Annotated in this window: 11 protein-coding genes; 5 read left to right on the forward strand and 6 right to left on the reverse strand. The window is 72.3% G+C overall.

What is annotated here, in order from left to right:
• Positions 1 to 56 precede the first annotated feature (56 nt).
• The 4 genes from O1Q96_RS11210 to O1Q96_RS11225 all read right to left on the reverse strand — a co-directional run bounded on the left by O1Q96_RS11210 (position 57) and on the right by O1Q96_RS11225 (position 3,992).
• Complete coding sequence (locus O1Q96_RS11210; protein WP_269248024.1) at positions 57 to 668, reverse strand: Tat pathway signal sequence domain protein; 612 nt, start codon at positions 666 to 668, stop codon at positions 57 to 59.
• Complete coding sequence (locus O1Q96_RS11215) at positions 665 to 1,099, reverse strand: hypothetical protein (RefSeq protein ID WP_269248025.1); 435 nt, start codon at positions 1,097 to 1,099, stop codon at positions 665 to 667. Before O1Q96_RS11215 ends, O1Q96_RS11210 begins: the two co-directional genes overlap by 4 nt.
• A gap of 79 nt (positions 1,100 to 1,178) precedes the next feature.
• Entirely contained in the window at positions 1,179 to 1,667 is a 489-nt protein-coding gene (locus O1Q96_RS11220) for a PaaI family thioesterase (RefSeq protein ID WP_269248026.1), read from the reverse strand.
• A 45-nt stretch (positions 1,668 to 1,712) separates the two neighbouring features.
• The gene (locus O1Q96_RS11225) at positions 1,713 to 3,992 is read right to left on the reverse strand and encodes an FdhF/YdeP family oxidoreductase (protein ID WP_269253565.1); all 2,280 of its coding nucleotides are present in this window, start codon (positions 3,990 to 3,992) and stop codon (positions 1,713 to 1,715) included.
• A 192-nt stretch (positions 3,993 to 4,184) separates the two neighbouring features.
• On the opposite strand from O1Q96_RS11225, the gene polA reads away from it, so the two are divergent.
• Complete coding sequence (polA, locus tag O1Q96_RS11230; RefSeq protein WP_269248027.1) at positions 4,185 to 6,911, forward strand: DNA polymerase I; 2,727 nt, start codon at positions 4,185 to 4,187, stop codon at positions 6,909 to 6,911.
• A gap of 235 nt (positions 6,912 to 7,146) precedes the next feature.
• On the forward strand, positions 7,147 to 8,244 hold the full coding sequence (locus tag O1Q96_RS11235; protein ID WP_269248028.1) for a serine hydrolase: 1,098 nt from the start codon (positions 7,147 to 7,149) through the stop codon (positions 8,242 to 8,244).
• On the opposite strand, the gene O1Q96_RS11240 is transcribed toward O1Q96_RS11235, so the two are convergent.
• Complete coding sequence (locus O1Q96_RS11240) at positions 8,165 to 9,019, reverse strand: DUF4184 family protein (protein ID WP_269248029.1); 855 nt, start codon at positions 9,017 to 9,019, stop codon at positions 8,165 to 8,167. The two genes, O1Q96_RS11235 and O1Q96_RS11240, sit on opposite strands and share 80 nt — an antisense overlap.
• Before the next feature lie 303 nt (positions 9,020 to 9,322).
• Here O1Q96_RS11240 and O1Q96_RS11245 point away from each other — a divergent pair, with 303 nt between their 5' ends.
• From O1Q96_RS11245 to pgfA, 3 genes are all read left to right on the forward strand, one after another.
• The gene (locus tag O1Q96_RS11245; RefSeq protein WP_269248030.1) at positions 9,323 to 11,032 is read left to right on the forward strand and encodes a lytic transglycosylase domain-containing protein; all 1,710 of its coding nucleotides are present in this window, start codon (positions 9,323 to 9,325) and stop codon (positions 11,030 to 11,032) included.
• A gap of 143 nt (positions 11,033 to 11,175) precedes the next feature.
• Positions 11,176 to 11,310 carry an SPW_0924 family protein gene (locus O1Q96_RS11250; protein ID WP_269248031.1) on the forward strand — a complete coding sequence of 45 codons (135 nt, stop codon included), beginning with the start codon at positions 11,176 to 11,178 and terminating at the stop codon, positions 11,308 to 11,310.
• A gap of 21 nt (positions 11,311 to 11,331) precedes the next feature.
• On the forward strand, positions 11,332 to 12,324 hold the full coding sequence (gene pgfA / locus O1Q96_RS11255; RefSeq protein WP_269248032.1) for a cell envelope lipid trafficking protein PgfA: 993 nt from the start codon (positions 11,332 to 11,334) through the stop codon (positions 12,322 to 12,324).
• Here the strand turns inward: pgfA and hrpB are convergent.
• Entirely contained in the window at positions 12,314 to 14,887 is a 2,574-nt protein-coding gene (hrpB, locus tag O1Q96_RS11260; protein WP_269248033.1) for an ATP-dependent helicase HrpB, read from the reverse strand. The two genes, pgfA and hrpB, sit on opposite strands and share 11 nt — an antisense overlap.
• Positions 14,888 to 14,891: the final 4 nt, after the last annotated feature.

Here is a 14,891-nt window from a genome sequence, read left to right on the forward strand (position 1 = left end):
CCTGCAGGACGGGCGGCGGTGATTTCAGTAGCGTTCCAGTATTTTGCTAGTGACAGTCACTCGTTGCTGCAGGCTACTTGAAGGGCCTCCGAGAGGTCGTGCGCGTAGCGCTCGCCCAGAATGAAGCTGTGGTCTTCTATTGCGCGCGTATTACGCAGAGTCACGTCCAGGAAAGGCAGTCCGGCATTCCTCGGCGTATGCGCGCATTCCGTGACATGCAGAGTGAAAACGATCTTGTGGCCGAAGCCCGTTCTGGTCCGGAACGGCGGCTTCGGCACCGACGTCAGGGCGAGACCGGCGTAGGGCTGGGAAATGCGCACGACGGTGATCGGCGGACCGGACAGCGCGGTGACCTTCATCCCGAAGCTGAAGCTGCCGCGCGGCGCGCCGGCGGGCGTGCCCTCCCTGCCCAGGTAGGTGACGTCGACCGCCTGGGACGGATACGGGGCGGGTCCGGCCGGCGGTTCGTGCGGCCGGGTCGCGTAGAGGTAGCCGCCGCCCGCGACGAGCACGGCCGCCGTCGCGGACGCGAGCGCGGCGCGGCGGTGCCGGGCGTAGAGCGCCACCAGGCGGCCGTACGGCTGTGAGGGGCTGCGTGGCGGGGGCGGCTCGGCGGCGTCCCACACGCGCGTGCCCTCGCCCGGTTCGACCGGCCCCACACCGCTCAAATCCATGGCCCTTCGCCCGGACCGCCGTCGCGGTACCAGGCCTCGCAGCCGGTGCGCGTCTCACGGTCGATCAGCCGCTCCGCGGCCTTCTGGCCCTCGCGGGCCTTCGTGGCCCTGGCGGCGTCCACGACGTCCCGCAGGATCTCGTACTGGCCGTTGGACAGGCCCATGGACTGGTAGTCGCCGTAGGTGCCGTCGTCCAGGACCTCCCGCGACCAGTGGGCGACGATCCGTGCGCACAGGTCCTCGGGCGGGGTCGCTGCGGGCGAGGATGCCGCCCCCGAGCCGGGAGACGCGCTCTGCCGCGCGGCGCTCGCGCCGTCCGGTGTGTCCGGTTCGCCGCATCCGGTGACCAGGGCGGCGGCGAGGAGCGCCGGCCCCGCACCCCGCCCGAGCGCCCGCCTCGGCCCGGAGGCCCCGCCTGTTCCCATCCTCTGACGCTAGGCCGCCGGGTGCCCGGGATCAACGCCGTTGCGTACAAAGGCTGTCGGAGGATGGCCGCCCGGTGGCTCAGCCTGTCGCGCCGACCCGCTCCGCGTCGCTCGGGTTCACGCCGCGCAGCATGCAGGTCAGCCGCGCGCTGCACACCCGCTTCCCGTCCTCGTCGCTGATCACGATCTCGTAGGTGGCGGTGGAGCGGCCCCGGTGCAGCGGGGTGGCCACTCCGGTGACCAGGCCGGAGCGGGCGCCGCGGTGGTGGGTGCAGTTCAGGTCGACTCCGACGGCGATCTTGGAGCTGCCGCCGTGCAGCATGGCGCCGACCGAGCCGAGCGTCTCGGCGAGCACGGCGGAGGCGCCGCCGTGCAGGAGCCCGTACGGCTGGGTGTTGCCCTCGACCGGCATGGTGCCCACGACGCGGTCCGCGGAGGCCTCGACGATCTGGACGCCCATGCGTGCCCCGAGGTGTCCGGCGGAGAACATGGCGACCAGGTCCACGCCGAGCGCCGAGTACTCGTCGATGACCTCTTGCGGGAACTTGACGTGTTGCTGCTCGCCCATGGGGTCCGGCTCCTTCGTCGTCGATCCTGGCGTCTAAGCGAACGCTCAGTTGGTGGCCGATTGTTCCAGACGGACGACGACGGACTTGCTGGCGGGAGTGTTGCTGATGTCGGCGGTGGCATCCAGCGGCACCAGGACGTTCGTCTCCGGGTAGTACGCGGCCGCGCAGCCGCGGGCCGTCGGGTAGTGCACGATCCGGAAGCCGGGGGCGCGGCGCTCCACGCCGTCCTTCCACTCGCTGACCAGATCGGTGTACGAGCCGTCGGCGAGGCCCAGGTCGCGGGCGTCGTCGGGGTTCACCAAGACCACCCGGCGGCCGTTCTTGATACCTCGGTAGCGGTCGTCGAGACCGTAGATCGTGGTGTTGTACTGGTCGTGCGAGCGCAGGGTCTGCAGGAGCAGGCGGCCCTCGGGGAGCTTCGGGTACTCGACGGGCGCGGCCGTGAAGTTGGCCTTTCCGGTGGCCGTGGGGAAGCGGCGCTCGTCGCGCGGGGCGTGCGGGAGGGCGAAGCCGTTCGGGTCGGCCACGCGCGCGTTGAAGTCGGTGAAGCCCGGGACGACGCGCGCGATGCGGTCGCGGACGGTCGCGTAGTCCTTCTCGAACTCCTCCCAGGGGGTGCGGGACTCGTTCCCGAGGACGCGGCGGGCGAGGCGGCACACGATGGCCGGCTCGGACAGCAGATGCTCGCTCGCGGGCTCCAGGCGGCCGCGTGAGGCGTGCACCATGCCCATGGAGTCCTCGACGGTCACGAACTGCTCGCCGCCGCCCTGGAGATCGCGCTCCGTGCGGCCGAGGGTCGGCAGGATCAGGGCGCGCGCGCCCGTGACGGCGTGCGAGCGGTTGAGCTTCGTCGACACGTGCACGGTGAGGCGGGCGCGCCGCATGGCCGCCTCGGTGACCTCGGTGTCGGGGGAGGCCGACACGAAGTTGCCGCCCATCGCGAAGAAGACCTTGGCCTTGTCGTCACGCATCGCGCGGATCGCCCGCACGACGTCGTAGCCGTGGCCGCGCGGCGGGGCGAAGCCGAACTCCTTCTCCAGGGCGTCCAGGAAGGCGGGTGCGGGGCGCTCGAAGATGCCCATCGTGCGGTCGCCCTGCACGTTCGAGTGGCCGCGCACCGGGCACACGCCCGCGCCCGGCCGGCCGATGTTGCCGCGCAGCAGGAGGAAGTTGACGACCTCGCGGATGGTCGGCACGGAGTGCTTGTGCTGGGTGAGGCCCATCGCCCAGCAGACGATGGTGCGCTGCGAGGCGAGGACCATGCCGAGCGCCTCGTCGATCTGCGCGCGCGTGAGGCCGGTCGCGGTGAGCGTCTCGTCCCAGTCGGCGGCGCGGGCGGCCTCGGCGAACTCCTCGTAACCGTGGGTGTGTTCGTTGACGAAGGCCTCGTCGACGGCACCCTCCGTCTCCATGATCAGCTTGTTCAGGAGACGGAAGAGGGCCTGGTCGCCGCCGATGCGGATCTGCAGGAACAGGTCGGTGAGCGCGGCGCCCTTGATCATGCCCTGCGGGGTCTGCGGGTTCTTGAACCGCTCCATGCCCGCCTCGGGCAGCGGGTTCACCGTGATGATCCTCGCGCCGTTGGTCTTCGCCTTCTCCAGGGCGGAGAGCATGCGCGGGTGGTTGGTGCCCGGGTTCTGCCCGGCCACGATGATCAGGTCGGCCTGGTACAGGTCGTCCAGGAGGACGCTGCCCTTGCCGATGCCGATGGTCTCGTTCAGTGCGGACCCGGACGACTCGTGGCACATGTTGGAGCAGTCGGGGAGGTTGTTCGTGCCGAACTCGCGGGCGAACAGCTGGTAGAGGAACGCCGCCTCGTTGCTCGTACGGCCCGAGGTGTAGAACAGGGCCTCGTCGGGGGAGCCGAGGGCGGTGAGCTCCTCCGCGATGATGTCGAAGGCGCGCTCCCACGGCACCGCCTCGTAGCGGTCGGCGCCCTCCGCGAGATACACGGGATGCGTGAGGCGGCCCTGCTGGCCCAGCCAGTAGCCGCTGCGGGTCGCGAGGTCGGCGACCGGGTGGGCGGCGAAGAAGTCGGGGCTCACGCGGCGCAGGGTGGCCTCCTCCGCGACCGCCTTCGCGCCGTTCTCGCAGAACTCCGCCGTGTGCCGGTGCTCCGGCTCGGGCCAGGCACAGCCCGGGCAGTCGAAGCCGTCCTTCTGGTTGACCCGCAGCAGCGTCAGCGCCGTGCGCTTCACACCCATCTGCTGCTGGGCGATGCGCAGGCTGTGCCCGATGGCGGGCAGCCCGGCCGCGGCGTGCTTCGGCCCGGCGACCTGCGGCGCGTCCTGAACCGGATCACTCTGGGGCGGCTTGCCGGCCATCTCGGCCTCCTCTTCGAGCACACGTGTGAGGTACGTCTCCGATCCTCCCACGTGGGGGTGACACCGATCGCGGCCCGTCCCGGAGAACGATCGTGCGCGCGCCCCGCCGGGGGACGAACCGTGACGCGGGCACGCGGCCGGCGGGCGGCGGGGCGGGGCCGACTGTCAGTGGGGCGTGGCAGGATCGGGGGCGTGGCAGATTCAGCTTCGAAGAAGACCGAGAAGACCTCCGGCGGCGGACGCCCGCGACTGATGCTCATGGATGGGCACTCGCTGGCGTACCGAGCGTTCTTCGCGCTGCCCGCGGAGAACTTCACGACGGCGACGGGCCAGCCGACGAACGCGATCTACGGCTTCGCGTCGATGCTCGCCAACACGCTGCGCGACGAGGCGCCCACGCACTTCGCGGTGGCGTTCGACGTGTCCCGCAAGACATGGCGCTCCGAGGAGTTCGCCGAGTACAAGGCCAACAGGTCGAAGACGCCGGACGAGTTCAAGGGCCAGGTCGAGCTGATCGGCGAGGTCCTCGACACGATGCACGTCGACCGGTTCGCCGTCGACGGCTTCGAGGCGGACGACATCATCGCCACGCTCGCCACGCAGGCCGAGGCCGAGGGCTTCGACGTGCTGATCGTCACGGGCGACCGCGATTCCTTCCAGCTGGTCTCCGAGCACACGACCGTGCTCTATCCGACCAAGGGGGTCTCCGAGCTGACGCGGTTCACCCCGGAGAAGGTCTTCGAGAAGTACGGCCTCACCCCCGCCCAGTACCCCGACTTCGCGGCCCTGCGCGGCGACCCGTCCGACAATCTGCCGGGCATTCCCGGCGTCGGCGAGAAGACCGCCGCGAAGTGGATCAACCAGTTCGGGTCGTTCGCGGAGCTGGTCGAGCGTGCCGACGAGGTCAAGGGCAAGGCCGGGCAGAACCTCCGCGACCACCTGGAGTCCGTCAAGCTCAACCGCCGCCTGACGGCGATGGTCTGTGACGTCGAGCTGCCGAAGACGGTCGCCGACCTGGAGCGCGCCCCGTACGACCGCACGGCGCTCGCGATGGTCCTGGACACCCTGGAGATCCGTAACCCGTCGCTGCGCGAGCGGCTGCTGGCCGTCGACCCCGGGGCGGAGGAGGCCGACGCCGGCCCGCCGGCCGCCCCGGGCGTGGCCGTGGACGGCACGGTCATCGGCGCGGGCGAGCTGGGACCCTGGCTCGCCGAGCACGGCACGGCGGTCCTCGGTGTCGCCACGGTCGACACCTGGGCGCTCGGTACGGGATCGGTCGCCGAGGTCGCCCTCGCCGCGGCCGGCGGTGCCGCCGCGTGGTTCGACCCAACGCAGCTCGACGAGGCCGACGAGAACGCGTTCGCGCGGTGGCTCGCCGACCCCGCCAGTCCCAAGGTGCTGCACAACGCCAAGGGCGTCATGCGGGTCTTCGCCGAGCACGGCTGGAGTGTCGAGGGCATCTCCATGGACACCGCCCTGGCCGCCTATCTCGTCAAGCCGGGCCGCCGCTCCTTCGACCTGGACGCGCTGTCGCTGGAGTACCTCGGCCGGGAGCTGGCGCCCGCCGCGGCGGCCGACGGACAGCTCGCCTTCGGCGCGGACGACGCGGCCGAGGCCGACGCGCTCATGGTCCAGGCCCGGGCCGTCCTCGACCTGGGCGAGGCCTTCGCGGAGCGGCTCAAGGAGGTCGGCGCGGCCGACCTGCTCCAGGACATGGAGCTGCCCACCTCGACACTGCTCGCCCGCCTGGAGCGGCACGGCATCGCCGCGGACAGGGCCCACCTGGAGGCCATGGAGCAGATGTTCGCGGGCGCGGTCCAGCAGGCCGTGAAGGAGGCGCACGCGGCGGTCGGGCACGAGTTCAACCTCGGCTCGCCCAAGCAGCTCCAGGAAGTCCTCTTCGGTGAGCTGGGCCTGCCCAAGACGAAGAAGACGAAGACCGGCTACACGACGGACGCCGACGCGCTGGCCTGGCTGGCCGCCCAGACCGACCACGAACTGCCGGTCCTCATGCTGCGCCACCGTGAGCAGGCGAAACTGCGGGTGACCGTCGAGGGCCTGATCAAGACGATCGCCGCGGACGGCCGCATCCACACCACCTTCCACCAGACGGTGGCCGCGACGGGCCGCCTCTCCTCGCAGGACCCGAACCTGCAGAACATCCCGGTCCGTACCGAGGAGGGCCGCGCGATCCGCCGCGGCTTCGTGGTCGGCGAGGGATTCGAGTCCCTCATGACCGCCGACTACAGCCAGATCGAGCTGCGCGTGATGGCTCACCTCTCCGAGGACGAGGGCCTCCTGGAGGCGTTCAGCTCCGGCGAGGACCTGCACACCACCGTCGCCTCCCAGGTGTTCTCCGTCGAGAGGACGGCCGTCGACGCGGAGATGCGCCGCAAGATCAAGGCCATGTCGTACGGGCTGGCCTACGGCCTGTCGGCCTTCGGCCTCTCCCAGCAGCTGAACATCGACGCCGGCGAGGCGCGGGTCCTGATGGACACCTACTTCGAGCGCTTCGGAGGAGTACGGGACTATCTCCGCCGCGCGGTCGACGAGGCGCGGGCGACCGGCTACACGGCGACGCTCTTCGGGCGCCGCCGCTACCTCCCCGACCTCAACAGCGACAACCGCCAGCGCCGCGAGGCGGCCGAGCGCATGGCCCTCAACGCGCCGATCCAGGGCACGGCGGCGGACATCGTCAAGATCGCCATGCTGAACGTGGACCGCGCCCTGCGCGAAGCGGACCTCAAGTCCCGCATGCTCCTCCAGGTCCACGACGAAATCGTCCTGGAGATCGCTCCGGGCGAGCGGGCGAAGGCCGAGGAACTGGTCCGCCGGGAGATGGCCGGAGCGGTGCGGCTCCGGGCGCCCCTGGACGTCTCGGTCGGCTCCGGCGCGGACTGGGAGTCGGCGGCGCACTAGCTCCGCCGCAAGAGAGGCACTTCGGCCGCCGGCCCGCCGCGGCCGACCGCGCAGTTCCCCGCGCCCCTTCAGAGGGGCGCGGGGAACTGCGCGACCAAGCCCCCACGACGCGCACCCGACACCACCCCTCAAGCCCCGCCCGCCACCTCTCCATCCCCAGTTCCCGGGAGGGGCCCGTCACCCGCGTGGACGCCGACGGGGAGCCCCGGGTGGTGCACGCCGCAAGGATGCGGGCATGCGTCCTCACATACGGAACACGCGGCGCACGCGGTACGTACCGTCCGTACGACACTGCCGCACCGCGCTCGTCGCAGCCCTTGCCTCGGTGCTCATCGCACCGGCCCCCGCCGTCTCGGCCGCTGCCGCCAGTCCCAGAATCCCCACCGGAGCCGCGACCAGACGCGTCCCGGCGGACACCCCCGGCGAGTACCGGCAGGCCGGCACCCCCGGCCACCGCGTCCACTCCGACGACCCCACCGACTCCGTCACCTGCCACGCTCCTCACGCGCCCGGCCTCGCCACCCGCCTGTCGCACGACATCCGGGCAGCGCTGTCGTCCCGGGAAGGCACGGTCTCCGTGGCCGTGCACGACGACCTGGGCCTGACCTGCGAACTGGCGAGCCGACGGCAGTACGACTCCGCGAGCGTCGCCAAGGTACTGATCATGGAAGGGCTGCTGAGGCGGGCCGAGGAACGGGGCCGCAAGCTCACCGGCTGGGAGACGACGAACGTCCGCCCCATGATCGTCAGCTCCGACAACGACGCCGCCTGGCGGCTGTGGACCGCCCTCGGCCACACCTACCTGAACGGCTTCCTCGCCCGTGTCCGTACCCGCGCCACCGTCCTCGGACCCGGCGGCTACTGGGGCCTCACCCGCACCACGGCCGACGACCAGATGCGCCTGCTGGACGTCCTGACGAACACCCGCTCCTTTCTCCGCACCCGCGCGTACGGCCTCAAACTGCTCTCCGAGGTCCGCTCCGACCAGCGCTGGGGTGTTCCCGCCGGAATGCCGGCCGGGCTGAAGGCACACGTCAAGAACGGCTGGCTGCCCCGCTCCACCCACGGCTGGCGCGTCCACAGTGTCGGCGCGTTCACGGGCGAGGGCCGCACGTACCGGATCGTCGTCCTGTCCCACGACAACCCCACGAAGGCGTACGGCGTCCGCACCATCGAGCGCATAGCGCAGGCCGTGCACCGGGGGCTGGGCCAGGGCCGCGTCCTCGGCCGCGACCTCACCCCGCCGGCGGCGATCAGCGACGAACCGGACGGCTCCGCTCCGTACGATCCGCTGCCGGGCTGGGACGCACCGGAGCCGGGCGCCACACCCTGACCGCCACGCCGTACACCGCCAGACCGACGGCCAGCCCGGCCCCCGCCCCGAAGCACACGGTGGGGATCAGCTCCCAGGGCTTCGCACGCGAACCCCAGTAGTCCCACCACCGCATCGCCCGCTGCGCGGCCGCCGCCATCGCGCAGCCGCCGATCAGCGCCGCCGCCAGCCAGCGGTCGCGCACCGACAGCACGGGCACGCCCACCGGCTCCGCGTCGTGCTGCCGCCGCACGGCCACCACGACGAACGCGGCGATCACCACGGCCGCGACCGCCGAACCGCCGTACTGCAGGTACCAGTACAGGGGCGAGCCCGCGATCTCCCGCCCCAGCGCGGGGAACACCCGCATGCCCCACCGGTCGAGGTGCGTGAACGCGTCCCACACGACATGGGTCAGCGCGCCGGACACCGCGGACACGTACCACCACAGGGCGAGCGACGGCCGAGGGCGGGCGCGCGGCGCACCGCAGCGCAGGAGGGCCCCGATCCGCCCCTGCCGGCCTCGCGGCAGCAACGCCACCAGCGGCTCGCGCAGCACCAGCCAGGCACCCACGAGCACCCAGGCGACCAGGACGTCGAACGTGAACACCCCGGTGAACGAGTGCGTGAAATCGCCGAACTCCATCGCCTCCGGCAGCACACTCGCCACGTAATAGGTCATGTCGGGCGCCAGCGAACCGGCGACGAGCACGGCCGGGACCAGTCGGCCGCGTCCGGACCCGTCGGCACGCACGGCAGGCAGGACCGCCGCGACATGGCTGAGAGTGAACGGCAACTGGGCTCCCCGAGAACGACGTTGACCGGAATCCGACGGTTCTGACGGTCCTGGCCGTCCCTTGATCGGTGACGCCCAGTATCGCGTGAACGGTTCCCGGCGGACGCGCATGGTCCGGTGTCGCCGGGGCAGGACGAACGGGATGTGGCCAACCGGTGAAAATCGGGCACGAACAGGTGTCTGCGCGGCGGAAGTTGTCGTAGGGTCACCTGGGTTGCCGTACTGGGGAGTGCGGCCCACAGCAGCGGACAGCAGGAGAACGCGCGGAACACGGGCGATCGTCCATCGGGAGGGGTTCACGCAATGGCGGCGCAATTCGGCAGGCGGGTCGTCAAGGGGGCCGCGACCACGGCCGTGGCAGCGGTCGCGGTGGCGGCCCTGTCCGCGTCCCAGGCCCCGGGCGTGACGGACACGTCGCAGGGCAGACAGAACACCGGCTCCTCGCCCGATGTGCTCGCCGACGACAGCGCGACCGGCAACTCGCCCTATTACACGGACCTCCCGCCGCTCAACAGCCCGACGGCGCCCCCCAGTGCGGGCGCCGGCACGCCCGCCGCCACGGGTGACGCCGAGGCGGGCATACCCGCGACCGTCCTCGACGCCTACAAGAAGGCCGAGGCGGCGCTCGGCGACTCCAAGCCGGGGTGCAACCTCCCCTGGCAACTCCTCGCGGCCATCGGCAAGGTCGAGTCCGGACAGGCCCGCGGCGGCAAGGTCGACGCGAACGGCACCACGATCAGCCCGATCCTCGGCCCGCAGCTCGACGGCAACGGCTTCGCGCTCATCAGGGACACCGACAACGGCGCGTACGACGGCAACAGCAGCTACGACAGCGCCGTCGGGCCCATGCAGTTCATCCCGTCCACCTGGGAGTGGGCGGCCCGCGACGGCAACGCCGACGGCAAGAAGGACCCCAACAACGTCTACGACGCGGCCCTCGCCGCCGGCCACTACCTGTGCCGGTTCGGCTGGGACCTGTCCGACCGCGCCGACCTCAGGCGCGCGATCCTCAGCTACAACAACTCGACGGAGTATCTGAACACGGTCCTGTCGTGGCTGGAGTACTACCGCAAGGGCACCCACGAGGTTCCGGACGGCACGGGCACGCTGCCCTCCGGCCGCAGCGACGGCAACAGCGGCAATACGGGGAACACCGGCGGCGGGGGCGGCACCACCCCGACGCCGACCCCTCCGGGCACGAAGCCACCCACCAGCCAGGAACCGGGCTCGGGCGGCTCCACGAGCCCGAGCCCGAAGCCGCCCAGCACGCCGAGCACCCCTCCCGGCACGCCGTCGACGCCGCCGAGCACCCCCACACCCACCGACACGGTGGACCGCCTGGAGAACGCGGGTACGGGCAAGCTCACCGCGACCGCGGGCGACGCCTTCGCCGAGAAGGTCGCCGCCAGGACCGAGACCAAGGCCGGAAAGGCCGTCGCGAAGGTCCGCGTCCGGTTCACGATCGTCGGCGACACCGACGCGGTCTTCACCGGCGGTGAGAGCGTCGCGACCGCCGTCACCGACGGCTCCGGCGTGGCGACCGCGCCCGCCCTCCAGGCCGGCGAGAAGACCGGCGCATTCACGGTCCGCGCCACCGTCGTCGGCCGCTCCGTCGCCGGCCTCGACTACGCGGCGACCGTCACCGCCCGCCAGGCCGACGGCCTCGCCCGCACCACCGACACCGCGCTGACCTGCGTCCCGGGCGGCGAGTTCGCGGACCAGGTCGAGGTGAAGGCCACCTACAAGGGAGCCGCCGCGGACGGTGTCGCCGCGACCGCCACGCTCATCAAGGCGGCAGGCGACGCGACCGAGAACGACAAGGGCCCGTACTTCAAGGACGCGGCCGGCAAGACGGTACGCACCCTCGCCGGCCTCAAGACGGGCGAGAACGGCCTGCTGAAGCTCCCGAAGCTGTACGCGGACGACACGGCCGGCACGTACCTGCTGCGGATCACCACGACCGGCGGCGCGACGCTGACCGTCGAGCTGAAGGTGGCGGCGGCCGCCTCCTAGACCCGTGGGCCCACGGTGCCCCCTCGCCCGACGGGCGAGGGGGCACCGCTGTCTGTGTGTGCAACGTGTTCTCATCTCGCCCGCCCGTTGCTACGGTGCCCGACCTGACGACGTATCAGTTCCGTCCGTGCCGGGAGGCCCGCATGCGTGCCCTGATCGCCACCGCGACCGGTCTCGCCGTCGCGTTCGCGCTGGTCCTCACGATCACCGCCATGGGATCGCCGTCGGGCGAGACGTCACCCGAGCCGATGCTCACCACCGTCCCCAGCCACCCGTAACGCACAGGGAGGGCCGCCGAGATGCGCCGCAAGGCCAGCCTGATCCTGCTCGCCCTCGCCGTGTTCTTCACGGCCCTGTCCCCGCTGCTGCGCTGGTACGCCTTCCCGCGCCTGGCCAAGATCCCCGCCAACCAGTACCAGGACATGGTCCTCGAGGCGAAGGACGCGACCCTCCTCGACTACGGCAGCATGACGGCCAAGAAGGTCGACAAGGTCACCATCGTGCAGACCCTCAAGGGCAACGTCGAAGCCTCCGAGAAGATCGAGAGGACCGCGGGCCGCGACGTCGTCGTCTGGGACGGCCTCTCCTACGTCCAGGGCCCCGACGGCGAAATGGTCTCCAAGATCCCCGAGCGGTACATCTTCGACGCGCACACCCAGGAACCCGTCCACGCCACCGGCGAGATGGTCGACGGCGACCCCGTCAAACGCGAGGGCATCGAGTTCAAGTGGCCCTTCCTGACGGAGAAGAGGGACTACGAGTACTTCGACGCGCAGGCCCGGATCACCGCGCCCATCCACTACAAGGGCACCCAGGACTTCCGGGGCGTCGACGTCTACTACTTCGAGCAGACCCTCCCCTGGACCAAGGTGCCCTTCCCGAAGACCATGCCGGTCGAAGGCATCACCGCGGAGTCGGTCGCCAAGACGGGCACGACCCGCTGGTACACCACGGTCCGCAGGTTCTGGGTCGAACCCGTCACCGGCGCACCCGTGTACGGGGAGGAGATCCACAAGGAGGAGCTGCGCGGCGGCACCCTCCTCGGGGACCGCGACAAGGTGACGGCCTTCGCCGGGCACGTGAAGATGCGCGAGGACTACATCCGTTCCACGGTCGACCTCGTCAAGTCCCAGCGACTCCTCGTCCTGCTGATGACCTCGTACCTGCCCTGGGGCTTCCTGGTTCTGGGCATCGGACTGCTGTCCCTCTCCCTGTACCTGGAGGCCCGTGGCCGCCGCCCAGGCGACCCCTCGCCGACCGAGCCCCGGGAGCAGGAGCCCGTCAGCGCCTGAGGCGCGCGTTCGTGTGCCGCGTCGGCGGTGCGGTCGCCGGGTCCTCGGGCCAGGGGTGCTTCGGGTACCGCCCGCGCAGCTCCGCCCGCACACCCCGGTAGCCGTCCTTCCAGAAGGACGCGAGGTCCGAGGTGACGGCGGCCGGGCGCCCCGCGGGCGACAGCAGATGCACCACCACCGGGACCCCGGCGACGGCCGGCGACTCCTGCGCCCCGAACATCTCCTGCAGTTTCACCGCGAGCACCGGCCGCTCGGGATCCGCGTAGTCGATCCGGATCCTGGACCCGCTCGGCACCTCGAACCGCTCCGGCGCCAGCTCGTCGAACCGGGCCGCCTCCCCGGACGCCCACGGCAGCAGCCGGCCCAGGGCCTGCCCGGCGTCGATCCTTCCCAGATCGGCCCGCCGCCTCGCCCGGCTCAACTCCGGCTCCAGCCACTCGTCCACGCGCGCATGGAGTGCACCGTCCGACACCTCGGGCCAGGGAGCACCGACCCGGTGGTGCAGGAACCCGAGCCGCTGCCGCAGCACCTCGGCGTCCCGGGACCACCGCAGCAGCCCGAAACCCTCCTCCGCCAGTCCCTGGAGAAGAGCCTCCCGTACGAGACCTGGGTCGGCGTCACGCAGCGGCCGCACGGTCAGCTCCACCGCCCCGAGCCGCTCGACGCGCCGAGCCACGACTTCCCCGTCGGCCCAGCGGACCTCGTCGCCCTGGGCGTACAGGGTCCCGGCCGCTTCACGGGCAACCTCTTCGTCGACCACGGCCCCGAGCCGCACGCGCGCGTGCCCCGCGCCCAGCGGCCGGTCGGCGACCGCGACGGCGATCCAGCCGGCATCCCGCAGCCCACTGCCGTCACCGACTTCACCCCGGGTCCCGGACACCATGAGGAAAGACCCCCCTTGCCGCCGAGCGACCCGCTCGGGGAAGGCGAGCGCGGCGACGAGCCCGGCTACCTGGTCGTCGGTGAGGGCACCGTCAGGGGTGCGGGGAACCGCGCGCCCGGCCGCACCGGACCCGCCGTCGAGCGGTGCTTCTGGCGCGGTCCGGCCGCCGGGCCGGGCCGCGGGCGCCACCGCCCGCAGCCGCCGCACCTCCGTACGCCACCGCCCGGCATACGCGTCACCCCCACGCCGCGCGGCCCGCAGAGCGGAGGCGAGGTCGTCCCCGTACTCCCGCGGCGGTTCCTCACTCAGGAGGGCGACCACCTCCGCCGCGCGCTCCGCACCCACGGAGGCCGCCGCGTCCAGCAGCGCACGCCCCAGCCGGGGATGCAGCCCGAGCCGCGCCATCCGTACGCCCCGGCCGGTCGGACGCCCGCCGTCGCCCACGGCGCCGACGGCCTCCAGAACACCCCGGGCGGCCGCCATGGCGCCTCCCGGCGGCGGATCCAGCAGCGCCAGCCCCGAGGCGTCGGGATCGCCCCAGCAGGCCGCCTGCAGGGCGAACGCCGTCAGGTCGGCCACCTTGATCTCCGGCGCCGGGAAACGCGGCAGCCGCCCGTCCTCCGCCTCCGCCCAGCAGCGGTACACGGCACCCGGCGCCTCGCGTCCCGCCCGTCCGGCCCGCTGCCGCCCGGCCGCCTGCGAGGCCCGTACGGTCGTCAGCGCGCTCAGGCCCCGCGCGTGGTCCACCCGCGGCTCGCGGGCCAGCCCGGAGTCCACGACCACCCGCACACCCGGAACCGTCAGCGACGACTCGGCCACCGACGTCGCGAGGACCACCCGGCGTCCCGCAGCGCCGGACAGCACCGCGTCCTGCACCGCCGTCGGCGCCCGCCCGTGCACCTGCAGCACCTCTACATCGCCGAGCCCGCCGAGCTGCCCCGCCACCCGCGCGATCTCCCCGACCCCGGGAAGGAAGCACAGGACGTCCCCGGCACGCTCGGACAGCGCCCGCCGCACCACCGACGCCACATGTGTCAGCAACACCGGATCCACCCGCATCCCATGGGGCGGCCGCACAGGGCGCACGGACGGCGCCCACACCACCTCGACCGGATGGGAGACACCCGCCGCCTCGACCACCGGTGCGTCGCCGAACAACCGCGCCCACCCCTGCGCGTCGGTCGTCGCCGAGGCGGCCACCAGCCGCAGCTCGGGACGCAGGGCGGCCCGCACGTCCAGCAGGAACGCCGCCGCCGTGTCCGCGTCCAGATGCCGCTCGTGGCATTCGTCGAGCACGACCGCGTCGACGCCCGTCAGCTCCTGGTCCCGTTGCAGCCGTTGCAGCAGCACCCCGGTCGTGACCACCTCCACGCGCGTGCGCGGCCCGGTCACCCGCTCCCCGCGCACGGTGTACCCGACGCTCTCCCCGGCCTTCTCGCCGAGCAGCCACGCCATCCGCCGCGCGGCCGCCCGCACCGCGATCCGCCGCGGCTCGGCCACGACGACACGGCGCGGGGGCCCCTCGCCGACCAGCCCGGCGAGCACCAGCGGCACGAGGGTCGTCTTGCCCGTGCCGGGTGGCGCGACGAGCACCGCGGCGCCGTGCCCCTCCAGGGCGTCGCTCAGGCCGGGCAGCGCTCCGCGTACGGGCAGAAGGTCCAGGGCGTCATGACGGATCACACGC

Source organism: Streptomyces aurantiacus (assembly GCF_027107535.1).
Lineage (GTDB): Bacteria > Actinomycetota > Actinomycetes > Streptomycetales > Streptomycetaceae > Streptomyces.